The following is a 23,951-nucleotide window of genomic DNA, read 5'->3' as shown; positions in this document are numbered from 1 at the left end:
GCTCCTAATAACTTCTCGGGATTCATGCCCACAAAGATAGGATATATTCGTGATATGTGATAAGGTTTATCAACCGGGAAAATCCGCTGACCCCTTTTTACATTGATCCGTGCAAACGTGGTGCAATATAAAAAATAAAAAAAGCGACAAAAAGAAGAAATCTTCAATTTGTCGCTCTCAGTGCGGATGAAGGGACTCGAACCCCCACGCCTCTCGGCACCAGATCCTAAGTCTGGCGTGGCTACCAATTACACCACATCCGCGGTAGAATTGCGTTAGCGGATACAAAGATAATAAGTGTTTCGAAAATAAAAAGAATTATTCGCGTTTTTTTGCCATTTCTTATTATTTTTTTTCGGCATTAGCAGGTGGTGCGGTGGTCTGACTGCTTCGTCTTTGCCTGCGTTTCTGGAAAAAGCGGAATATATTACGCAACGTGCGGGCCTCTTTTGTGTAAACAATGCCGAGTCCTTGCGTGGTTGATGCCTGACGATAATACTGCTCGTTTTGGTGATTGTATGCTTTTAGCTTCCAGTTTCTTGTTAACTCATATTCCACATCAAAGTCGCCGATAAAGGAATTTTGGTTTGTGTTCGTATGACTGGTTCTGTAACCCAAGTTTGTATTAAGTTTCAGTTTGTCGTTAAACAATTTGGTAGAAACGCTGACGCTCATATCGACATCGCTGAATGAAGCATCGGACGATGATATATCGGTTCCTATCTGCCATTTGTCGCCCAATACATTGCCGAATATAGCATTCAAACCTCCACTCAAGGTGCTTGAGGCAAGGCTGGTAAGAAGTCCGTCTCCGATGTTGCCACCACCCGATTCGGTAGAGTAGAACGTGCCAAAAGCAACCAGATAGGCAAATTGACGGATTTTCTGTTCGTCTGTACTGATTATACTTTGCACCCGTTTTTGTGTATCGTCTGGGGCATCAGGCAGAACAACATCATACGCCAGCTCCATTTTATTGAGATTACCTTTGATGCTCAATTTACAATCCACATTCATTTTAGTGTTTTGATCGGTCGAGAATGAGGCATCCAATGTTTTCAAATCGGCCTTAACACGGCGATAAGCAACTATATCGAAGCTTGTTTTCATGGGGTCGCCCGAAAAAATAAGCTTACTGTTTTCCTGTATCTGGAACTCGAAGGTTTTAAGCTGCTGAAGTCTGACCTTTACCATTCCTTTATTTACCAGATATTCGCCAAAGGTGGTCATAAGATCCGATTGCAGATCGTATTTGAAGTCGATCCGCCCGGTACCCACAATCTGCATTTCGTAGTCGGATATAGGGTCAACAACCGAGAAGGATATCTGAGGGTCTATATTCAAGGCTACTTTCAGATTCAGGGGTAAAGGATCTTCAACAACCTCTTTCTTTGTACCTTCGTCGGGTGTATTGATATAAACAACCGTCTGATAATCGGATGCCGTAGTTTGCGGAATAGTAACATTCAGATTCGAACCTTTGCTGTTCCTTACATTCATCGTCACATCTATGCCTTTGTCGTTACCGTCTATATCGACCGTCCCATTGGCAAAAACTTTACCATAGAAGAGGCTATCGGTGCGGCTTTCGGTATTCAGCACCATCAGGTTATACAATTGCAAGTGCAGATTGTAGTTCATATTCTCGAAATTGTGATGGGTAACGGTAGCACTGGCGAGCCCCTGATTGCCAAGGTCGTCCGATATGATAAGATAATCGAACCCTATTTTATCGGGACTGACACGAATAGTATCCGAAACATGATACGTTACGTTGGTATATTGAACTCCAAAGGCTGCATCGTTCAGTCCAAACCAACCGTCAACCTGCGGAGCCGACATCTTGCCCGACATACTCAAGCCGGCACTCAGCGACCCTGTCAGCCTATTAAGCATATCCGACACAAAAGGTTGAATCCAGTTCAGAGACAAGCGATCCAGATTCACATTCAGCCTCAACGAATCGGCTTCGGGATACACCAATCCGGTTACAACACTTTTGGTTCCTTTGCTTTCGTTTGCGAGCGCGACGTCCAGTTTCACAGCATCGGCGCGACTATCCCACCGGCTCTCCATTCGCATTGTGCCAATAGTATCATTGAAGGCTATAATATCTTTTACCTCAAAATCTTTTGTATAAAGCTCCGTATTGCCCAAAACCCCATAAAGAACCACATCGCCATCTACGGTTGCTTTTATGTTGTTCACGTTAAAGGCTTCGAGCACAGAACCTATTTTTGCCTTGTCGAAATAGATGTGTAGGCTGTCCGATTTCTGATCTGATACAACACCATCCACACCAATATAACGTTGGTTGTTTAAGGCTAAACCAAAATTCCGGATAAACGTTCTTTCCCCCTCGTTACGGATAACAGCAGGGAGGATCTCGAAAGTAAGATTACCGACCTGAAAATCGGCTGGCCTTATATTCAGTGTGGATATAAGGTTTCTTTTTTCGTCTCTGTCAAAAGAGGCATAAACCTTCAACAGTCCATCTATGGGCAACTCGGCATCTGTGTTTTTGAGCGATATAAACGAATGCAGTGTATCGTTGCGTGCCCCTATTGTGGCTCCAATCTTATAAGTATCGTTTTCTTGTTTCAGATCGGTCGATGCTTTCAGCACAAATACCGAATCGGAGCGGAACGACAGAGATGTCGATTCCATTTCCATTCCGCCGTACACAAAACCGGGCGCGCTTGCCTCAATCCGTACCTTATTGTCGATGGCGTTAACTTCTCCGCTTATTTGCAAAGCTTCGCGCAAAACGAGAGGCATATCTATCACCTTTGCCAGTTCTTCGGTATTATCTATAAAGGCGTCGATACGGAAGTTATTTACCTTCTTTTTCTTTGTCTTGCTCAGTTCGAAGAAGTCGGGAAGGAAAGGGTGCATATTGTCCGAAATCTCATCGTAGAGGGTCGTGAAGTCGTATGTGCCGTTAAGGTTCAAATCGCATATCGACGAGCGGAAAGCTATGTAGCGCCCCGCGTCATTAGGGCCTGCTTTGAGGGTGATTGTTCCGGGTTCGAAACGGAAGCCTTGGTCGGCCAACGACAGGCTGTCTAAAACGATATCTCCCTCAAGGGTATTTATGTCGGTCCCCTGCAAATCGCCTTTCAGGGTGAAAGATAACACAGGCTCGTTCCACACAGGATTCTTATAAAATGTATTAACATTTAAGTCTTTAACTATAAGGTCAAAAACATATTTCGATGTCTTGCCCGGCAGCATCTCCATTTGTCCCTTCACTGCCCCCACTTGCGTATGGGCATCTATCCATGCCCCTATTCTGGATGCCGAATAGTTGGCCGTGAAAGGGATATGGCTGAAAACTTCGTCGTTATATTCCAAGGCATCGATCATACCTTTTGCATCTAAGGCCAAAGATTGTTTTGGCGTTTGGCTGGCATGTATTACCATATCGGCAGTAAGGCGGCCTACACCCATAGAATCGCCAACAATGGGGCGAAGGTTAAAGTTCTGCGTCTGCAAAGTTGCATCTGCCACAAAGTTCTGGAATGTTGTGTCTGTACTCGCTTTAGCCATCAAACGCAATGCTCCCAGACGGGTTACAGCTTCGGCATCAACTTTTAGTTGATCTAAACGGCCGGACAATTCACCCGTGAGGCGGATATCGCCCAATTCGTGTATGATGTCGGGCAGCGCAAAGGCCGGGTCGCCAATCCGTGCAAAGGCTGTCATGTCGGCGGGGGTGATAAGCAGTTTGTTTATCATCAAGCGCATATCTGCCGTATCGTAGTGCGATATGTCTGAAATACCTCCGGAGATGTTAATGACCGTATGGTTTCCGTAAGTCAGCAGAAGACTGTCGGCACTTATCTGTGGTAGTTTTCCCGAAATTGAGGTTTTCAGCTTTAGCTGTTGGTCTAATGCGTCAATGCCGGGAACAAAGGGCGTTAAATCTTTGGGCGACACCGAAAAACTGTTGGTTTGCAGTTTAAACTCGCCTGTTTCCATATTATAACGGGCAACATCTAAGGTCAACTTAGAGTCGGCAAGTACTAATTGCAGGTTGTCGGTATAAAATTCATCCCCCTCCGACAGGATATAGGCTTTTAGTTTCTTAACCTCAAGCCCCGACTTTTCTCTTAATGAAAGGTTCTTTATCTCGCCTCTGAAGTTTCGCATGTCGATTGACGGCAAGCTCAGCGCGGCATTCAAATCCGATATATGGATATGCGACGGATTGAACATCGACCCCGAATCCGGCTCGGAAAGGATGTCATACCGCAGACGTATGTTTTTCAGGGATATATCCTGTATATTAATTTTCAAGGAAGATGTTGTTGTGTCTGTCTCCGTCGAATCGCCTGCAAAAGCATCTATTACGAACTGAAAATTGAATGGCGAATCGGGTGTCTTTGCCGAAACATTGATAGCTGCATCATTGAGGTCTATACCTGTAATCAGCAATTCGTTGTTGCTTATCAGTTGCCAGAGGTCGAGGCGTGCGCCCAATTGTCCGGCATAGACAAGGGTATCTTTTTGTTGGTCTTCAATATAAAGTCCCTTCAAGGTAACTTCGTTGAAGAGGGAAAGGCGTATTTCGTTGAGCGAAATTTCGGTATTCAGTTTCTTTTTCAACTGGCCAACAGCAAAGTCTGCTACTTTTTGCTGAACGGCAGGAATCGACAATAACCCATAAAGCAGCACATTGAGAGCAATAAACCCCAATATGATGCAACAAACAACCCTGAATATCCTTCTGGGGATACTCTTTTTCTTGCGGGCAGGCGGAGTGTTGCCTGCTTCAGGTTGTTGGCTTTGGGGTATTATCTCTTTTTCTTCTTCCACTGCGTTTGGATTGAGTTATTCTGTTATCTTTTTTATTTGCGAAAAAAATCGCTCCACCGATTTTCGTCGAACCCTACCAAAATCTTATCGGGTGTTATCAGCAGAGGGCGTTTTACCAACATTCCATCTGATGACAAAAGGGCAATAAGCTCATCGTCCGAGGCGGTAGGTATCAAATCTTTCAGATTCCTTTCCTTGTATAATCTGCCCGAAGTATTAAAGAACTTCCTAACCGGCAAATCGCTTTTGGCAATCCATTCCTTCAGTTCGCCCGCCGTTGGCTTTTCCTCCGCAATAGGACGAGCCACTACTTCTATATCGTTATTCTTTAGCCAGTTAAAAGCCTTACGGCAAGTACTGCATTTTGCATAACATAAAAATACTATTTTGCTCATCAGCTTTAACTTTATATTCAACAATCAGCTACAAATATATATTAATTTCTTGTAACGATGGCGAATGCCACCACCTTCATTTAACAAATCTTGATTCCGAATGTTTTGTTTGGTATAAAATTAATATGTTACTTTAAACTCCGTATTTGACGGTTACAAAATCTAACTTTATTTTATGGAAATAATAAACCTATCGGAACAAAACTCTATACTGAACACTTTTTTACGCGAACTTCGCGATGTTAACATACAAAACGACCGTCTCCGCTTCAGACGTAATATTGAGCGCATCGGAGAAATCATGGCATACGAAATAAGCAAAACACTACAATACAACCCCATAGAGGTGAAAACGCCTTTGGGATTTGCTCCCGTTAATATTCCTGACGAAAAGGTTGTATTGGGCACAATATTGCGTGCCGGGTTAGGGTTTCACCATGGGTTCCTTAATTATTTCGATTGCGCCGAAAATTCGTTTGTATCGGCCTATCGCCGTTATAAGGAAAAAGGCCACGAATCGTTCGACATATACATCGAATACATAGCTTCGCCACGGTTGGACGATAAAATACTTATCCTCACCGACCCAATGCTTGCCACCGGCGGAAGCATGGAAATGTCGTATCGCGCCTTGCTTACCAAGGGTACGCCCCGCCATGTTCATATAGCCTCAATCATAGCCAGCCAACCGGCTATCGATTATTGCAAAGAAAATTTTCCGGCGGCAACCACCACTATATGGACAGCAGCCATAGATCCTTCGCTCGATAAAAGCTCGTACATTGTACCCGGATTTGGCGATGCCGGCGATTTGGCCTACGGAGAAAAAGAATAATAACTTATATGACGGTTTTTATTTTCTAAAATCTTAAATTTGGGCATCTTAAATTCCACAAAGTTGAGATTATGGAGGAATTGTTGCATTACGTTTGGAAACATAAACTTTTTCAGAAAGACCTACGCACTACCGATGGCACAGCGGTTGAGGTAATAGACGCCGGTATCCACAATACCGATGGCGGTCCCGATTTTTTTAATGCAAAAATAAAACTTGGGGATAAAACATGGGCGGGCAATGTGGAGATACACAAGCGGTCGTCCGACTGGAAGAGACATAAGCATCATGAGGATAAAACCTACAACTCAGTCGTTCTGCATGTTGTAGAGGATGCCAATGAAGATGTTTATACCGAATCGGGGCAAAAACTTATCCAGTGCCAGATATCCTGCCCTAAACACATAAAAGAAAACATCGAATATCTTTTGTATGCCCACGAGCAAATGCCTTGCTGCAATTACATCAATTCCATGCCCGATGTTCATCTGTCTGGATGGATAAATACGCTGCTCGTAGAAAGACTTGAACGTAAAGCCAGCGATATAGAACGGCTCTTGACACGGTTCAACAATTCGTGGGACGAAGTATTCTACGTTCTCCTTGCCCGTAGCTTTGGTTTTGGGCTGAACTCCGACTCCTTTGAACAGCTGGCTTTGAGCCTTCCTTTTATTGCCTTGCAAAAACAACGGAACGATATAGAACAAATAGAAGCCCTCATGTTTGGACAGGCAGGTATGCTTGGCGATGACATCAAAGACGACGATTATTCCCGAAAACTAAAAAATGAATATGGGCTACTGAAAAATAAATACTCACTTTCGCCGTTAGAATCATATATATTCAAGAAATTGCGGATGCGCCCGGGCAGTAGTCCGCACATACGGATAGCCCAGCTGGCAATGCTCTTGTTTAAGGAAGACAGGTTGTTTTCTAAAATAGCGGAATGTGGGGATGTTGGGAAAATTCGCCTGATGTTGCACGAAAACGCCTCCGAGTATTGGCAAACACACTATTGCTTTGGAGAGCCATCGCCCCGCAAAAGTAAATTTATAGGCGATGCCTCGCTCGATGTGATAATAATAAACGCTGTGGTGCCAATCCTTTTTTCGTACGGAAAACATACAGGCAACGACGAACTTTGCGAAAGAGCTTTCATGTTTCTGGATACCATCAAAGCCGAGTCGAACTCTATCGTTCGTTCGTTTACCCAATATGGGCTGAAGGTAAGTAACGCAGGCCAATCGCAAGCAGTGATACAACTCAAGAGGGAATATTGTCAGAAACGTAAGTGTTTGTTTTGCCGGATAGGTTACCAGATTCTTACGGAAAAATAGATAACGGAAATGAAATATTTAGAAACTTATAATCATTTTAAGAGCATCGAAAACTACAACAACGAAGTTATTGATGTGGACGCCGATACTGTGATGCGCAATTACAGTTTCGAATCGAAATACCGGTTCCTGCTTCCCGGAGGTGACGAAAATAAAGATGGTTATGAATACACCCCTTCGGATGTGAGCGACGTTGAGTACGAGCCTGATATAATACAGGAAATGCTCGACAAGACTGACGCCGAAATTTTGGAGAATCTCGAATTTCGTTACCACACTTTATCGCCTAAAGGTCAGCCAAAGGCCAAAGGTATTATCCTGATGTTTCATGGGTTTAACGAAAAATATTGGATAAAGTACCTGCCTTGGGCAAAATACCTGCTCGAAAAAACGGGGAAGACAATCGTTATGTTCCCCATAGCTTTCCATATGAACAGGGCGCCTGCTGCTTGGAGCGACACTCGTGAAATGTATAACATAAGCCAGCAGCGCAAAGAACGGCATCCCAATGTTATATGTTCAAGCCTGTCGAACGTGGCCATAAGCACCCGTTTGCACAATAAGCCGCAACGGTTCATTTGGTCGGGCTTGCAGGCATATTACGATGTTATTGATTTAGTTAAACACATCAAAGCGGGGCAACATCCGCATATCGAAGCCGATGCAAGCATCGACCTGTTTTCGTACTCAATAGGCAGTTTACTGTCCGAGATACTGATGATGACAAACCAGAATGGTTATTTCTCCGATTCGCAATTTGTTTCTTACTGCGGCGGTGCGGTTTTCAACCGGTTGTCGCCCGTATCAAAATTCATACTCGATAGCGAGGCAAACGTAAGCCTGTATTCGTATGTGGTGGAACATATAGAAAGCCACATGAAGCGCGATAAGCTGCTTGCCAAATACCTGAGCGAAAGCTATCCGGAGGGTATAAACTTCCGCAGCATGCTCGACTATAAAGTGTTTACCCACTACCGTGAAGAAAAATTCAGAGCTATGGCGCACCGCATTTATGCCATAACTTTGGCCTCAGATTCGATAGTGCCGGCCTATGAGGTGATAAACACTTTGCAGGGGTCGTGCCGAGATATACCAATCAGAGTAGATGTGCTCGATTACGACTATAAGTATAAGCACGAAGACCCTTTCCCTGCGATAAAAAATATGGAGGACAAGGTGGATGCCGCTTTCAGACAAACCTTCGATCTGATATCCGATTTTTTCAGATAAAAACCGGGTATATCAGAACTGGGAAAAAGAGAAATAAGTTTCGAATTCAAGAAATTTTGTTTATCGTTTCCTCTACAAAATCAAGAGGGTAACCGTTATTCCCCCGATTACCCTCTCTATTCTTGTCTCTGTTGTTTTGTCTTTACTTAATAGACATTATATTCAATAAAGTTATATATAATTAGATATCAGTGAATTTGAAATTCTAAAATTATAGTTAAATCAGACAAACGGTGTATCCATTCATTGCATTGGGGTTGAGTCATATCAAACATCGTGGCATGATAATCTTGTAGCGGATTATTCTTCATATAAGATAGAATAAACAACAATTTATCTGTTATACAGGGTAATTGGCTGCTCTTTCTTCCATAAGAAACACGTATGCGGGGTTTTCCTTTTAAAGTATAATGAGAATGATACTCTTCCCAATGATACTGAAAGGTTGGCAAAAATGCTTCAAATTCTGATAGGCTAAAACCTGTTAATGATAATAATTGCTTCGGATTTTTTCGAATCTTGTCGTATTTCATTTGTGATTAGTAAATCACAAAGGTATGTAAAAGAACGCTTTAATAAACTATTAAATATAAACTCTATTGGTTAAAATTATTTCAGAACGCTATGATAAAACCAAACAGATACAAGAAGAGCAATGACCCGTTATTACATTTCAAGTCTCCGGGCAGATGCTAAAAGCCTGAACTCATGGGTTCGCCAACATTGGGGTATAGAGAATAAATTACATTGGATGTTAGATGTAACAATGGGAGAAGACGCTTCGAGAAAAAGACTGAAGAACTCTCCTGAAAACTTCTCGGTGGTATTCAAGACTGCTTTGACAATGCTTAAAAAATATACACCCAGACCCAATAAAAAGAAACAACCATCTGTCAAAACAAAACGAAAGATGGGAGGATGGTCTGATAAATGCCTCAGAGATTTACTTAACTTAGAACCTGATTAAACAATTTTCATGCGTTTGCCCTGTGCGAATAATATGCATTAATTGCTAATTGAAAATAAAATCATACCTTTGTGCAATTAATTTTAAAAAAAAGGAAGAGAACGAAGACAAAATTATTCCACAAAATCGGAATATCAAAAATGATTATCTGATTTAATTTTTAGCACAAAACTGAAACATTGACTATTCCCAATAAATTTTCATGGCAATTATAACAATATTTGTTTCGATTACATTTTCAGCATTAACGTCAACTAATAGCCTTTAGATAAGGTGTTTATAACAAAAATGACAGTTTATATTTTGGGAACTTTTTTTTCTATCGCAGAAAATTATTATTCAAACAGTGATGTTTGTAATTGTTTTAGTTGACAAATACTCCGAGAAATGGGAATTATAAGATTATTATTAGCAATATCGGTTGTGATAAATCATTCGACAGCTATTTTTGGTTGTCGTTTGGTGGGAGGAGCTGTTGCTGTACAAGCATTTTATATCATTTCAGGCTTTTATATGGCTATGATTTTGACTGAAAAGTATGTAGGTAAAGGCTCATATAAACTATTTATCAGCAATCGTTTTTTACGCCTATACCCTATATATTGGGCAATTCTACTTGTAGTTATATTGTATTCTGTTTCACTAGTGTCCCATAAAAATTAATCTGCTAATAATTGAATAAATTTGATTTATCGATAATGCTGAATTATAGGATTTTACAAAATAGAAATATTTAATTTTTACATTTAAGTACGAATTACAAATCCAAGTCCGTTTACTTTTATATTGATTGTAATTTAATGGTATTCAGAAGCATATAAGAGTTAATCGAAATTTTAATGGGACACTAATGATTCTGTTTTTATAACTACACATCCCGGGCCTTTGCATTCGCTTGTTGAAAACTATGACTCCATAGGTGTAAGTGGCTTTTTGTTTTTGATATTCACGAATGTATTTATGTTCTTTCAGGATATCGTAATGTTTTTGGGACTTGATGCAACAACAGGAAACTTCTTTTTTACAACAAATTTTAGAGATGTGAGTCAACCATTATATCAGTTTTTACTTGTTCCACAGGCTTGGACAATCGGAATTGAATTAATGTTTTATCTCATTGTACCGTTTATAGCTAAACGAAAGACTAAATATATCGTTACTTTAATATGCCTTTCTTTATTACTCCGGTTATATTTGATGTTTGGTTTAGGCCTAATAAATGATCCTTGGACATATCGTTTTTTTCCTACTGAATTAGTTTTTTTCCTTGTGGGTATACTTGCTTACCGTGGCTATAAATATTTGCAGAAATTTCAAAAAATAGATAAGAAGTACTTAACAATAATATGGTTTGGGATTTTACTTCTCACCACAATCTTTAGTTTCCTGCCAGACAGCGCATTTCATCATTTCATTATAAAAGATTGGTTGTATTTATTGGTTTTCTCTATGGCATTACCTTTTATCTTTGCACTAACAAAAAAGTGGAAATTTGATAGGTATATTGGAGATCTTTCTTATCCTGTTTATATTTCGCATATGTTAGTATTAAACCATATGGCAGACATAGTTCCTTATTCCAAATTAGGAATGGTAACTTCTTTTATATCAATAATATTTGCGATTGTATTAAATGAAATTGTTCAGAAAAAGATAGAAAAAATCCGACAACAAAGAATTCTGAAAACAATATAATTGTTCTTTAAGCCGATAATAGTTCATACCTTTTTTAAAGCTTCAATGGACTTTTTCACATATTCATTATCCGGCTCCACCATTAGCCAAAAATTCAGATAACCCATTAGCCGTTTCATATAAGATGGATCGGTCGAACCAATAAACCGTTGATGTTCTGCCAAACCTTTGGTCAATATATAATAAACTGTTTTTCTGATTTCTCTTTTTTTAGCTTTAACAATTGTTATTTTTTCACCCGAACTAACAGAGATTCCGGTAATAATCTTTCGCTTTTTTTCTGTCAGAAAACGAGTCTTTTTTCTTTGTATTACAAACTTTTCTTTCCTTATTATATTGTTAATTTCAGCAAAGACCTGTTCAAAAGAAATTTCTTCTCCGGAGAAAGTTAAATCATCTGCATAGCGAGTATATATAAGACTGTTTTTCTGAGCAATAGAAACCAGTTTTACATCCATATCATATGCAATAATATTGCTAAGGGTAGGACTGGTTGCTGCACCTTGAGGAAGTTTTCCTTGAAGAATACACAATTCAGCCAATACTTCTGATATATTAGTTGGGTATCCAATTTTTGCAAAAGCGTTTATTATTCTATGCTTTTTTATTGAACCGAAAAAATCGGCAATATCGACTTTTAATATCTGCTTATTTCCTAAATGAGCTTTTGCATTATGTACTACAGATATATTTTGACGAAACCCCATACTTGCAGGATGTATATTGACCGATAATAATATCCGTTTATAGATTGTTTTTTGGATATTAAGCAAGGTGGCATCGGGTGCCGATATTGTTCGATAACCACCACTTCTTTTACTCAACTTGAAATGGGTATAATGATTTGAAGTGTTTCTTAATATATTAACTAACGTGTTTTTTTCAACAATTAGAAAGTTAGCACACCAGGTTATGGCTTCATCATTGAAAGGCAAAGGTTTGGAAAATATACGGGCGAAAATATTTTGCTTTTTAGCTTTTTCCCCGATATTGTTTTTCCTTTTTTGTAAAAATGAAAGAATAGCTTTTTTGTTACTCTTTTCCCTCTCTTCTCCTTTATCATAGTTATCGGCACTACGGTTATAGTCACTTGCATTTCTGTTATAGTTGTCTTTACCTCCTGAGTTGAAAAGTTTGTAAAGTAACCAAAACCCTAAAGCTATAATAAATATGACTAAGATTGTATTCATCGTTTAAATAAAAAGAGGATGAATGTTTACTTTTAGTAATACTTTGATTTATACCTAAGAATCTGAAAGATTCAGGTAATAAATCAAAGTATTACTGAATCTCAGAAAAGGCATGAGTCAATGAGGCGACTACACCTCTTTTTTGCTAAATCTTATTCATCCTCTAATCTGTGAAGATATATTATTTTTTTTGAGAGATAAAACTTTTTATCATTTTTTCCAAACGGGTGGCTGAGTATGCTTTTGGGGTTGATTTTAACCTTACGTTTCACCAAAGATTAAGCAAGCGGGTTATTTCTTTTACCTCTATATCTGTAAGATCTGCATAAATGGGGATACTGAGTACTTCGCGGTGAATTTTTTCGGTTATAGGGAAGCTTAAATTGTTCCACTCTTTATACGCCTCTTGTTTGTGTGGAGGGACGGGATAATGGATATCGGTTTTCACTCCGTTTTCGAGCATAAACTGCTGTAAGCCGACTCTATCTTCGGTGCGTATTACAAACTGATGAAACACATGTTCTTCTTGCTCACGGAATATGGGGAGCGTTAGTTTAGGGTTGCGGATATTTTCCAGATAATACAGTGCTATATCCTGCCGGAGTTTGTTGTCTTTGTCCAAGAACGGGAGTTTAACCCTCAATACGGCAGCTTGTAGTTCGTCCAAACGGGAATTGAAGCCTTTGTATTTATTCACATACTTTTCGTGCGAGCCATAATTCGCAAGGTTGTTTACCACTTCAGCCAAAGCTGAATCGTTGGTTGTTACAGCACCGGCATCGCCCATAGCACCGAGGTTTTTTGTAGGATAAAAGCTGAAAGCCGTAGCATGGCATAAGCTGCCTACCCGTGCGCCTCCAGTGATTGCCCCATGCGATTGGGCGGCATCATCTACCAGCAAAAGATTATGCTTGCGGGCAATAACGTTCAGCTCGTCCATCGGACTCAGGTTGCCATAGAGGTGTACTGCCAAGATAGCTTTTGTGCGGGGGGTTATCTTTTCTTCAATCAGATGCGGGTCGATATTGTATGTACAGATGTCAGGTTCCACAAGAATAGGGGTCAGCCCACTTTGCGAAATGGCTAAAATGCTGGCTATATAAGTATTTGCGGGAACAATAACCTCATCACCCCGTTTAATGACTCCAAGCTCTATGTATGCCTCAAAAATCAGACGGATGGCATCCAGCCCGTTTGCTACACCTACACAGTATTTTGAGCCGCAATAAGACGCGAATTCTTGATTAAAAGCTTTACATTCTTCTCCCCGTATGTACCAACCCGAGCGGGACACCCGCAATAAGGCTTCGTCTATCTGTTTCTGATAGCGAGCGTTTACTTTCTTCAAATCGAGGTTCTGTATCATCGGGGGGGTACTTAAATATTTCAGAAATATGTATTAAAAACGGGTTTTTTTAAGGTTTAGTATATCTCTTGGATTACTTCTTTTAGCTTGAAGCATCATAACTCAATCAAATAACCGTCGTAGGCAATGCCCCTGCCACCAAAGCTTTCTTTCTGGGCAATAAGGCTCTCGTTAAGGTAACGCCCTCCTTCTTCGTTCGAAGTCCCGAAATCGAAGAAACGCTTATCCGGAAAGATGTTTGTGAGCAAATGGTCATAAATAATATCAAGCGCCCCTATCTTTTTCCCCTCGGCATTTGCCGAAGTATATTGCACATGTACAACCTGTTCCATATCGAAAACGAGGGCTCCGGCAAGAACGCACCCTTTATTATCGACCGATTGAAAGAGCCGTATCCGGGAAGAGAATTTCTCTATCAGGCATGAAATCTCTTCGAGCGAATGTACAGGTTTTGTTCCATATCGTTCGCCCAAATTTTCTTCAAGGATGGTCCAAAAAGCGCCTGCTTCGGATGTTTCTACGACATTCAACCCCGATTCGTTGGCACGGACAATGGCGCGCTTGCGGATACGCGAATACTTGATTGGGGCCGCAATATTGATACAACAAGCCAGATTGCGGTAAAGCAACTTTGCTTCATTGCGGAATAGGGCATATAAGTCTTCTTCGGCCGGTTGTTTATGATAAATATGCGGAATGGGTTTATAAATCAATTGTTTAAATCCTTTTTCCCGCAGGTAAGACAGAAGGCAGGCAAAAATATCGAGTACTATGGCCGAGGTGGTTTTTATACCCAAAACGAAGCTTCCGTAAGTGAGCCCTTGGTGCGAATAGAATGTATCGTCAACCGCGTTTGCCGGCAACAGAGCCAAGAGCTTGCCTCCGTCAAAAAAAAGCAAAGAATGGTCGTGAAAACGGTCGGAATGGTATTCCATATAATCGCGTTTCAGCAGGAAAGTTCCGTTTCTGGAATCATCAATAAAACTGTCCCAAAGCGATTTGTGCTCGGCATTAAATCTTTTTATTTCCATCGGCTCTGAATTTCTCGAAGTCGGTATATTTGCGTATATATTCGCTTTCGTCGTACTTGTCGGAAGTAAGGACAAGGCAGACCGCCCCCGACGAATAGTTCTTTTCGCTGGCCCATACCCCGGGAGGTATATACAACCCGTACATAGGATTGTTCAGAACAACGGTGCGCTTATGATGTCCGTCGTCGAGGTCTACCTCAAAGCTACCACTGGCCGCAACCAAAAGTTGATGGCAATAACGGTGAGCATGCGAACCGCGTTTTTCGCCGGCAGGTATATCGTAAACAAAAAATACACGGCTTATTTTGAACGGTATGTCCGTAAAGTTATGGACAGGTGTAATATTGCCCCCCTTATGTTTGATAACGGGAAGTTCGAGCAGAGAACAATCGTATACGGTTGAATGATGAGCCATCTTTTCCGATTCTTCGATATGGCTCTCACTATATTCGTTGCGGATAGGAAGAAAAGGAGCTTCTTCGCGGGCAAGCCTCTGAAACTCTTTGTAGTTACGGATATAATCTTCCTTTTTGTATGGTGCTGAGGCTATGATAAGGCACAGGGAGTTGGTCGAAAAATTCTCTAACGTACGCCAAGTCATATTAGGCACATAGATAGCCTTATAAGAGCAATTGAGCTGATGGCGCTCTTTGTTGAGGCCATCGTCCAGAACAACGTCAAAGCTACCCGAAAGGGCAACAATTATTTCTTCCTGATGTTTATAGGCATGGCTACCTCTTTTTTGCCCTCCGGGAATATTATATATCCAATAAGTACGGGCAATGCTGAAAGGAACCTGTATGCCTTCTTCCAGAAACGACAGGTTTCCCCGGCGGTCTTCCTTCTTAGGCAGTTGTATAAGTGTTTCTTTAAGCATAATAGCGGTTTTTGATGTATTATCTGATCCAAGGTTCGGGATTCATTTTGTTTGTACCTTTCCACAGTTGGAAGTGTAAAAGCGAGCGATTTATGTCGGGGTCTACGTAAGCTTTTCCCAAGGATTGCCCGGTCGAGACTTTTTGCCCCTGCCTAACATATATGTTTTCGACATTGGCATAGAAAGAATAATAACCACCGTGACGGACAATAATACAGATATTGTATCCGGGGAAAGACATGATGCGCGTCACCTCGCCATCGAACACACAGCGGGCTTCGGCTCCGGCGTGCGATTGGAGGTCTATACCACTGTTGTTTATTTCCACTCTTCCACGGGATTGTGTTCCGAAATGCGAAACTATGGTGCTGCTGCCCGTCAGAGGGCGTGGCAATCGTCCTCTGTTCGATGCGAAGTTGGACGAAAGCTTGAGGCTCTCCTGTGTTTCCTTTGGACTGGCTGCCTTTGCATAAGTAGGCTCTGATGCAGATTCTTTAGGTGTGGAACCTTGCCCCTTACTTTTATTTTTTTGTTGCTCGGCCAACCGTTTTTTCTCTTCGGCTTTGCGCTTTTCTTCGGCAAGGCGTTTCGCTTCCCGTTCCTGACGGGCAACTTCTTCGGCTATAAGACGCTCTATCTGGGCATTCAGAGCATTAGCTTGCTTGTTTTTCTGATTTATAATGGCTTGCAGCTCTTTTTCCTTTTGTTTTGCTTCCGAAACTTCTTTCTCCCGAGTTTTTTCTTCAGCTTTCAGGTTGTTTTGCTCTGTTTCGCGTAAGCCTAAAAGACTTATTCTGCTGGCTTTCGATTTTGCTAAAGCCGCTCGTTTGCTGGCCAGTTCGTCTTTCCGTTTTTTTATTTCGTCGGCCTGTTGATTGCGCCATTCGGAATAGTCTTTCAGAAAATAAAAACGGCGGATAGACTCGCTCAGCGACTTGCCCGAAAGGATGAACAGCAGTTTATTTTCTTTTTGCCGCTTGTGCAACATTCCGTCGATAGCTTTGGCATAACTTTTTTGTTTGGTTTTCAGTTCAGCTTCGAGCCTTACAATGTCTTTTTGTGTTTGCTCCTGTTCGTTGTTTATCTGTTCTATTTCTTGCCCCAGCAGGGTTATTGCCGTTTGGCGGGCTGCAATCTGTGTGGTAATAAGTCTTATTCGCTCCAAAAGGGTGTTTGTTGTCTTTTTTGTATCGCGCAACAGCTTGCCGGAGTTTTCGGCTGCGCGGAGCATTTCTTCCCGTTGCTTCTGCAGCGATTTTATCTTCGCTGTTTGAGGAAACGCCGAAATACAAACAAAAAGTAATATGGCAAACAACCTGTACTTCATCGTTACAAATGAGCTTTTATTATATCACTTATTGTAGACTGTGTATATTTTTTAGGAACAGACCAATCGATGTTTACTTTTTTGTCGAACTCCATTTTCGACAAGGATATGCCTACATCCAAACGTGTTTTATCTACTTCTATTTTCGATATCATTTGTGTTGGATATACATACTTGCCGTTGACCACGAAATTGGCATACGACCATTGCACCGTCCGTTTTGTGGTAGGCTGAAAAATCAGTGTTGAGGCAATATGGTCGTTACCGTCAATAGCAAAGTTATACAAAATATTGTTGTCGTCTTTCACCTTCAGTAGGTGGGTGTCGGACGAAGTGTCGGACAAAAACAGATTGAAATCTTTTTCCGTCACCTCGGCTTTTCCCGGCAGGAACAGCGAATTTGTAAACAAGGCTTGCAGGTTATAGTAGTTGAAATTAAACTTATCGGATATCGTTTTGATGCTTTCGGCCGCATACATTTTCTTCAGACGGTCAATCACAAATACCGAATCGGGCGTGAGGGTCATTCGGAAACCCTCTATACCCAGCACACGGAACGATATTTGCATGGCTTTGTTACGGTCTATTTTTATAATTCCGCCTATCTTTTGGCCGTTTTTGGCTCCTATTTTGGCAACTTCTACCGATATTTTTCCGTTTATGGTTCTGTATTTCAGTTCATGCGTCTGCACGTCCCTGAGTATTTCGGTGTGCGACTTACGCACCAGTGTTTTGGTGGTTTTAAACGTTTCTTTTGACGATTTACACCCTGCTAAAAAAACAAGACATGAAGCAATGACGGCAATCCTGAAAAAGTATTTTCTGTTGAGTATGTTCATCTTTCAATCAATCTGTGGTAAAGAATTAAATAAATGTTCATTCGGTAACGAATGTACCTGTTTCTATTTTCTTGTCGAGGGTTTTCGATTCGCTATCGCCCTTGGCTTTGGCTTTCTCCCAATATTTGAGGGCTTGTTCTTTATCGTCGAGTTTATACAGTACGTCGCCATAGTGCTCGTACACCTCGGCGCTGGTTGTGCCTTCTTCTTCGCTATACTTTACGGCATTTTCGAGATAAATCTTTGCCATCGGATAGGCGCCCTGCTCAAACAATATCCAACCATATGTATCGAGATAAGTGGGTTCGGTAGGATTGGCTTTGATGGTGATGGCGCTCATTTTTTCGGCCTTGTCCAAGTTTTTCCGTTCCACCGACAGGAAGTAGCTGTAATTGTTCAGCACAAACATATTGGAGGGGTTATATTGGAGCGACTTTTCGTAATACAGATATGTGCTGTCGGTGTTTCCCATCTGGTGATAAACGGTCCCTATCTGCCCGTAAAATACGGATAATATATAAATGTTCTGGTCAGAGTCGGGCTCGGTAGCCTCAATGCCGCTTTCGTAAGCATCCAAAGCCTTGCGGTATTGCTCTTTGGCTACGTAGTTGTCGCCCAAGTAAATATGAAACAAAGAACCTTCGGGTACATATTCTATGGCTTTTTGGCATATCCGAATCGACATATCAATACTGTCGGCAGGAACCGCCTTGAGCAGTTGCTCCCATCCGTATGGATTGGTGGGTTCGGACTCGGCATATACCTGAAACTGAAAGCGGGCTTCGTCCGTCTTTTCTTGCAAGAGCAACAGGTTACCCAGCATCAGGTTGAAGCGGGGTTCCTGTGGATATTGCGTCATCAGCGTATCGAGCAGTAAATTCAGCTTTTCGGTATCTTCTTTGCGTTGCTGCAAGGTTCGCTGATATTGAGCTACGATGTTTATCTTTGTGTCGGCATCTATACCCGGATTCAGCAGGGCTGTGTGCAGTTCTTCCTCGGCGGCTGCTTTGTCGCCTGTTTGCTCATAGTAGTTAGCCATGGCGGTAATGAGCAAGGGGTTGTCTTCGTCAATCTTCCTTGCTTTGGCATATACTTCGGCAGCCTCTTTAAACCTTTTGTCGTACACATAAAGGCCGCCCAACAAAAGCAGATAGTTTATCTCTGTTGGGTTCTTATCTATATACTTCTGCACTTCGGCATAAGCTTTGTCTTTTTCGTTTATGACGGAATAGAGTTGGAATTTCTGTAAACTGATCCGTTCGTTGAGGCCCGACAGTTGTTCTAATTTGTTGAGGGCTTCAATAGCCTTGGGTATATCCCCGTCCATACGGTATGACTCCGAGAGATAGAGGTATAAATCCATCCTGTCGGGGTTCTGAGCTATTATTTTTTTGTACAAACTGATGGCCTCGGTATATTGTTGCAACTCCAAACAAAGGCCGGCCATTGCAGAGGCGTAGTAGGCATTGTCGCTGTCGAAACCGACGGCTTTGCGGTAAAATTCCAAAGCCCGGTTTTTATTTCCGAGCAGGTTGTGGATGTTACCCATTTCGTAAAGCACGTTGGCGTTGGTCGAATCTATTTGCAGGCAATAGTTCAGATAGTCGAACATCGAATCGTAGTTTTCGATGGCTTTCGCATTCATTGCCTCGTAGAAGTAATAGTTGAAAAGCCGTTTTTCGTCGTCCGCCAAAATCATCCTTTGCGGGGAGGATTCTGTTGTCTGTGCTTTCTTTCCGTTTTTTTGCTTTTGAGGGAACACCATGCCCGTTCCTGCCACAAGCAGAAAGAAAGTAACGAACAGGATTGATCTGATATTTTGCATAAGCGGGGTGTTATTTCCCGGTGTGGCCAAAACCTCCGGCGCCACGGTCTGTTTGTCCGATGTTGTCAGTCTCTTCCCATTCAACCTGAGCATGGGCGGCAACAACCATCTGGCAGATACGTTCACCGTCTTGTATCGTGAAGTCTTCGTTCGACAGGTTTACCAATATCACCTTTATCTCGCCCCGGTAGTCGGCATCGATTGTGCCCGGTGTGTTCAACACGGTCAGCCCGTGCTTGAAAGCCAATCCGCTGCGTGGCCTTATCTGCGCTTCGTATCCCTTGGGCAGTTCTATGAACAGGCCTGTGGGGACGAGAGTCCTTTCGAGCGGTTTGAGCGTAATGCTTTCCTCTATATTTGCCCGCAAATCCAAACCTGCCGAGTATGGGGTTGCATACTCGGGCAGGGGATGATGCGATTTGTTGATAATCTTTACTTTCATAGCCATTTGCTGTACGTCATTATTTTAATTTCCGAAGTTAGAAAATTCTTTATAACAACAGCCATTTACAGCCAAAAATTTAGACTTAATTAGAAAATACGAGCCTTTAGGCAAACAAGTCTTCGTGAATAATCTCTCCAACGGTTGGGTGGGGGAATACTATTTTGCGGAATTCATCGACCGTAAATCCTTTTTCGATGGCTATGCCTGCAATAACAATCAGCTCGGAGGCAGGGTTACCCAACATGTGGCAGCCAACAACCGTATTGTTTGCATCAACAACCAGTTTGCAGATACCGTTACCCATTTCGTTTTCGGCAACGAAACGACCTGAGAATGCCATGTTTAGTTTCAATATTGAGTAAGGAATGCCTTTTTCGGTCAGTTCTTCTTCTGTTTTGCCAACTCCTGCGATTTCAGGGTTTGTATAAACCACGCCTGGAATGGCCTTGTAGCTCATGGCATCTTCAATGCCCTGTATATGGTTGATGGCAACTTCGCCTTCGCGAACGGCTGTGTGTGCCAAAAGCGAAAAGCCTGTAACGTCGCCGCAGGCATATACGTTGGGGTGCGATGTCTGCATCACTTCGTTTACCTTAACCGCGTTGCGTTGCATTTCTATATTCAGGGTTTCAAGGCCTAAGTCCTTTGTTGTGGCACGGCGGCCTACGCTCAACAGGATTCTGTCGGCAGCGATTTCCGAAACCTGACCGTCTTTTTCGATCGTTACCTTATCGGGTGCTACGGCCGTAACCTTTGTTTCGAGGTGGAAGGCGATCCCTTTCTTGGCATATTCGGCACGAAGCATGGCCGACGATTCTTTGTCCATTGCCCCCAAAATTTCGGGCATCATTTCCACAACGGTTACTTTCGTACCCATACTGTTGAAGAACGAAGCGAATTCGATACCGATAACTCCTCCGCCGATAATGACAAGCGACTGTGGCAGCTCTTTACAATCGAGCGCCTCTTTCGATGTCCAGAAGTCGCAATCGGTCAGTCCGGGAATTGGAGGAACGATTGTTTCCGAACCCGTGCAAAGCAATACTTTTTTGGCCGAGTAAACCTCTTCGCCGCTTTTTATTTGGATGTTTTTATCGCTGTTTTCACCGAGCAAGGCAGCATCGCCCTGTATGATAGTGGTATCGTGTGCGGTAAGTTTCATCTTTATTCCGGCAGTGAGTTTACGCACCACTTTGTTTTTCCGGCTGATAATCTTACCTAAATCGAAAGAGGGAGCACCCTCAACCGAAACACCGTATTTAGAAGCACCTTTAATATTATCGAGTGTTTTTGCCGAATAAAGCAATGTTTTTGTAGGAATACAGCCCTCGTTAAGGCATACTCCGCCTATTGCATTTTTTTCGAACAGAATTGTTTTTAACCCTCCGGCTGAAGCTCTTTCGGCAGCAGTGTATCCTGCCGGTCCGCCTCCGATGATGGCAACGTCGTAAATCATAATAGTATTTCTTTTAATGTATGTTTTATATTGTTCCATTGTTGGTCTGTAATCTTGGCGCCCACCACTTGAATGACGTTTCCGGCAAGGAGGGTTCCTATCCTGCCGCATTTATCGAGAGGCAAGCCTTCTATCAACCCATAAAGAAAGCCTGCGGCATAGAGGTCGCCAGCTCCGGTTGTATCAACTACTTTATCTACCTTGAGGGCAGGTACGAACGCTTTTTCGTTTCCACGTTTTACGAACGAACCCTTAGAACCTACTTTCACGATGGCGATTTCGGTAATCTCAGCCAAACGGTTGAGTGCATCTTCGGCATCTGTACCGAAAAAAGCTTTTGCCTCTTCTTCGTTGGCAAAGATAATATCTACGTATTGAGGAATGACCTCGAGCAGAAAATCACGGTTTTCTTCCACCACGTTATAGCTTGCCAAATCGAGCACTACTTTTGCCCCGGCTTGTTTTGCCATCTGCATAGCTGTGCGGATAAGGTCGAGGTTTTGCACCAAGTATCCTTCTATATAGAAAAAATCATACCCTGCAAAGTATTCGGCTTTCAGATTTTCGGCACAAAGTTCGGCTGCAACACCCAAAAAAGTTCCGAAAGTGCGTTCTCCATCGGTCGATATGAAAGTAGTAGCAATACCCGAAGCCTCGTCCGAGAGGATAAGATGCGGCTTCACACCGTGTTTTTCGAGGTCTTCCCGATAGTAGTTCCCGTAGAAATCGTCACCTATTTTCCCTAAAAATCCGGTTTTTACTCCAAGCTGCGAGATTCCCGAAATAGTATTAGAGGCCGAACCACCCGATGCGATATGTTTTTCGAGATTGGCGATAGCTGTATCAAGCTGATTCTTTTTTTCTTTATCTATCAGTTGCATACTGCCTTTTGGCAGATTCATCCTTTCTAATACTTCATCGTCGTTTATTTTCACTAAAACATCGACAAGGGCGTTGCCCATTCCTAATACTTTCATTATTTTTTATATTTTTGGCGCAAAGATATTGCATAATTCGGAAATATACCCTACTTTTGCCTCACTTTTAAAACACAAGAAAGTAAACACTCTTCCTTAGCTCAGTCGGTTAGAGCATCTGACTGTTAATCAGAGGGTCCTTGGTTCAAGTCCAAGAGGAAGAGCAAAGCTATCAAGTTTTTAGGAGTTCATTTTGTAATACTCTTCCTTAGCTCAGTCGGTTAGAGCATCTGACTGTTAATCAGAGGGTCCTTGGTTCAAGTCCAAGAGGAAGAGCAAGAAAAACAGCCACTTGCAATGCAATGTAAGTGGCTGTTTTTTTGGATCAAAGTAAAAATTTGAGGGTGTAAATTTAGAAAAAAATATATCTTTGGCATAAAAAAGCTATGCTTCAAGATGGTTATAACTACTTTTTACCTTCAGGTTTATTAGATTACTTCTCTATCATAAAAGTAGAAGACACCAATACTCAAATCAAGATTTATCTTGAAGAGAAAAACAACCTGGATCATTTCCATAAACCGGCAAAAGACCTTTCATCCGGCCAATGTGCTCTCATTGCAGCAACCCTGCCCAATCCTATACGCTTCAATTCGGCAAAACCTCCGGCTTATATACTGAAACGGCAAGCCAAGATACAACGGTTGATGAAACAAGTTAAACCAGTCGACTTCTCGGACAAAGACAGTAAGCCTGCACACAAAACAACAAAGTAAGTATGAAGAAAACAGGGCTGTTTATTATTTTTCTTATCTGTACACAAATATCAATTTATGCTCAAGTGCCGAAGAAAAATTATCTGACTTTCGGCTTCACTCCTCCCAGCCCGTTCAGTGCGGCAATCTATTCTCACAACAGCGATGTTTACGGAGGAGGTGTGTACGAAGAAAAACCCTTTTTCAGCTTTGCGTTCGAATATATGCGCAATTACTTCATCCCTAATCTGTATCTTGGTTCGGGAATAGCTTTTACGCAATATCGTTTTGAGGTAAAAACTTTTTTCCATCCCGAAGTACCGGAGCAGATATATAAACAGAAGTTAAAAATTGTATCTATCCCACTGAATATAAAGTATAAATTGAGCAAGCATTTCTTTGCTACGGGAGGTGGTATCTTCAATTTCCGGCTGTCGGATGTAGAACAAGGATATTTCGATTACGACAATAATATTTTCGGGCTACATGTAGGCTTGGGGGCGGAATATCAGTTCAAAAACAATATGGCAGTGACCGTAAACCCATATGCGCAAATCAATAACCTGTCATCAAAGCGTTACATGGATTTCTGGCAGGTGGGGTTGAAGCTGTCGGTCGGTTACGGGTTTTAAGCAAAGTTATAGTG

At 41.9% G+C, this 23,951-nt stretch carries 20 protein-coding genes, 3 tRNA genes and 1 pseudogene; 10 read left to right on the top strand and 14 right to left on the bottom strand.

All coding sequences use genetic code 11. The features are described 5' to 3' along the window. Positions 1-181: 181 nt before the first annotated feature. The 3 genes from M2132_RS10505 to M2132_RS10495 all read right to left on the bottom strand — a co-directional run bounded on the left by M2132_RS10505 (position 182) and on the right by M2132_RS10495 (position 5,213). Positions 182-263 (bottom strand) — tRNA-Leu (locus M2132_RS10505). 82 nt (positions 264-345) lie between these two features. Continuing rightward, a complete protein-coding gene (locus tag M2132_RS10500) occupies positions 346-4,818 on the bottom strand; it encodes a translocation/assembly module TamB domain-containing protein (protein WP_280673301.1) in 4,473 nt (1,490 codons plus the stop codon). 32 nt (positions 4,819-4,850) lie between these two features. Further along, on the bottom strand, positions 4,851-5,213 hold the full coding sequence (locus tag M2132_RS10495) for an arsenate reductase family protein (protein ID WP_280673302.1): 363 nt from the start codon (positions 5,211-5,213) through the stop codon (positions 4,851-4,853). Between the two features lie 175 nt (positions 5,214-5,388). Here M2132_RS10495 and upp point away from each other — a divergent pair, with 175 nt between their 5' ends. The 3 genes from upp to M2132_RS10480 all read left to right on the top strand — a co-directional run bounded on the left by upp (position 5,389) and on the right by M2132_RS10480 (position 8,615). Beyond that, positions 5,389-6,048 carry a uracil phosphoribosyltransferase gene (gene upp / locus M2132_RS10490; protein WP_280673303.1) on the top strand — a complete coding sequence of 220 codons (660 nt, stop codon included), beginning with the start codon at positions 5,389-5,391 and terminating at the stop codon, positions 6,046-6,048. 71 nt (positions 6,049-6,119) lie between these two features. Further along, positions 6,120-7,385, top strand: coding sequence for a DUF2851 family protein (locus M2132_RS10485; RefSeq protein WP_280673304.1), 1,266 nt, complete (start codon positions 6,120-6,122; stop codon positions 7,383-7,385). Positions 7,386-7,394: 9 nt separating this feature from the next. Further along, positions 7,395-8,615 (top strand): DUF6051 family protein, encoded by a 1,221-nt coding sequence (locus M2132_RS10480; protein WP_280673305.1) that lies wholly within the window; start codon positions 7,395-7,397, stop codon positions 8,613-8,615. Between the two features lie 188 nt (positions 8,616-8,803). Here the strand turns inward: M2132_RS10480 and M2132_RS10475 are convergent, their stop codons facing one another. Next, entirely contained in the window at positions 8,804-9,148 is a 345-nt protein-coding gene (locus M2132_RS10475) for a transposase family protein (RefSeq protein WP_280673306.1), read from the bottom strand. A gap of 119 nt (positions 9,149-9,267) precedes the next feature. Here M2132_RS10475 and M2132_RS10470 point away from each other — a divergent pair. The 3 genes and pseudogenes from M2132_RS10470 to M2132_RS10460 form a co-directional block, all read left to right on the top strand. Next, positions 9,268-9,582, top strand: a pseudogene (locus M2132_RS10470) (ISAs1 family transposase); the annotation flags it as partial. A gap of 387 nt (positions 9,583-9,969) precedes the next feature. Further along, on the top strand, positions 9,970-10,245 hold the full coding sequence (locus M2132_RS10465) for a hypothetical protein (RefSeq protein ID WP_280673309.1): 276 nt from the start codon (positions 9,970-9,972) through the stop codon (positions 10,243-10,245). A gap of 297 nt (positions 10,246-10,542) precedes the next feature. Further along, positions 10,543-11,277, top strand: a complete 735-nt coding sequence (locus M2132_RS10460; protein ID WP_348523154.1) for an acyltransferase family protein — start codon at positions 10,543-10,545, stop codon at positions 11,275-11,277. A 23-nt stretch (positions 11,278-11,300) separates the two neighbouring features. On the opposite strand, the gene M2132_RS10455 is transcribed toward M2132_RS10460, so the two are convergent. The 10 genes from M2132_RS10455 to M2132_RS10410 all read right to left on the bottom strand — a co-directional run bounded on the left by M2132_RS10455 (position 11,301) and on the right by M2132_RS10410 (position 22,613). Next, positions 11,301-12,467 (bottom strand): retron St85 family RNA-directed DNA polymerase, encoded by a 1,167-nt coding sequence (locus tag M2132_RS10455; protein WP_280673311.1) that lies wholly within the window; start codon positions 12,465-12,467, stop codon positions 11,301-11,303. Positions 12,468-12,735: 268 nt separating this feature from the next. Continuing rightward, the gene (locus tag M2132_RS10450) at positions 12,736-13,833 is read right to left on the bottom strand and encodes a DegT/DnrJ/EryC1/StrS aminotransferase family protein (protein WP_280673313.1); all 1,098 of its coding nucleotides are present in this window, start codon (positions 13,831-13,833) and stop codon (positions 12,736-12,738) included. Positions 13,834-13,928: 95 nt separating this feature from the next. Next, entirely contained in the window at positions 13,929-14,864 is a 936-nt protein-coding gene (locus M2132_RS10445; RefSeq protein WP_280673315.1) for a GNAT family N-acetyltransferase, read from the bottom strand. Then, on the bottom strand, positions 14,845-15,741 hold the full coding sequence (locus M2132_RS10440; protein WP_280673317.1) for a WxcM-like domain-containing protein: 897 nt from the start codon (positions 15,739-15,741) through the stop codon (positions 14,845-14,847). The genes M2132_RS10445 and M2132_RS10440 overlap by 20 nt, the downstream gene beginning before the upstream one ends. A gap of 19 nt (positions 15,742-15,760) precedes the next feature. Further along, the gene (locus M2132_RS10435; protein ID WP_280673319.1) at positions 15,761-17,068 is read right to left on the bottom strand and encodes a murein hydrolase activator EnvC; all 1,308 of its coding nucleotides are present in this window, start codon (positions 17,066-17,068) and stop codon (positions 15,761-15,763) included. A gap of 2 nt (positions 17,069-17,070) precedes the next feature. Beyond that, positions 17,071-17,907 carry a DUF4292 domain-containing protein gene (locus M2132_RS10430; protein ID WP_280673321.1) on the bottom strand — a complete coding sequence of 279 codons (837 nt, stop codon included), beginning with the start codon at positions 17,905-17,907 and terminating at the stop codon, positions 17,071-17,073. Positions 17,908-17,944: 37 nt separating this feature from the next. Further along, a complete protein-coding gene (locus M2132_RS10425) occupies positions 17,945-19,732 on the bottom strand; it encodes a tetratricopeptide repeat protein (protein ID WP_280673323.1) in 1,788 nt (595 codons plus the stop codon). A gap of 10 nt (positions 19,733-19,742) precedes the next feature. Further along, positions 19,743-20,174, bottom strand: a complete 432-nt coding sequence (dut, locus tag M2132_RS10420) for a dUTP diphosphatase (protein ID WP_280673331.1) — start codon at positions 20,172-20,174, stop codon at positions 19,743-19,745. 106 nt (positions 20,175-20,280) lie between these two features. Then, complete coding sequence (lpdA, locus tag M2132_RS10415) at positions 20,281-21,633, bottom strand: dihydrolipoyl dehydrogenase (RefSeq protein WP_280673325.1); 1,353 nt, start codon at positions 21,631-21,633, stop codon at positions 20,281-20,283. Beyond that, entirely contained in the window at positions 21,630-22,613 is a 984-nt protein-coding gene (locus M2132_RS10410; RefSeq protein WP_280673333.1) for an adenosine kinase, read from the bottom strand. Before M2132_RS10410 ends, lpdA begins: the two co-directional genes overlap by 4 nt. An 87-nt stretch (positions 22,614-22,700) precedes the next feature. Here M2132_RS10410 and M2132_RS10405 point away from each other — a divergent pair. The 4 genes from M2132_RS10405 to M2132_RS10390 all read left to right on the top strand — a co-directional run bounded on the left by M2132_RS10405 (position 22,701) and on the right by M2132_RS10390 (position 23,937). Further along, a tRNA-Asn gene (locus tag M2132_RS10405) sits at positions 22,701-22,774 on the top strand. Positions 22,775-22,812: 38 nt separating this feature from the next. Beyond that, a tRNA-Asn gene (locus M2132_RS10400) sits at positions 22,813-22,886 on the top strand. 110 nt (positions 22,887-22,996) lie between these two features. Next, the gene (locus M2132_RS12135) at positions 22,997-23,326 is read left to right on the top strand and encodes a hypothetical protein (RefSeq protein WP_407932421.1); all 330 of its coding nucleotides are present in this window, start codon (positions 22,997-22,999) and stop codon (positions 23,324-23,326) included. Positions 23,327-23,328: 2 nt separating this feature from the next. Continuing rightward, complete coding sequence (locus M2132_RS10390; RefSeq protein WP_280673327.1) at positions 23,329-23,937, top strand: hypothetical protein; 609 nt, start codon at positions 23,329-23,331, stop codon at positions 23,935-23,937. Positions 23,938-23,951: the final 14 nt, after the last annotated feature.

Origin of the sequence: Dysgonomonas sp. PH5-45, from assembly GCF_029893235.1 — a bacterium.
Classification (GTDB): domain Bacteria; phylum Bacteroidota; class Bacteroidia; order Bacteroidales; family Dysgonomonadaceae; genus UBA1309.
This window is presented reverse-complemented; position numbering and strand designations above follow the sequence as displayed.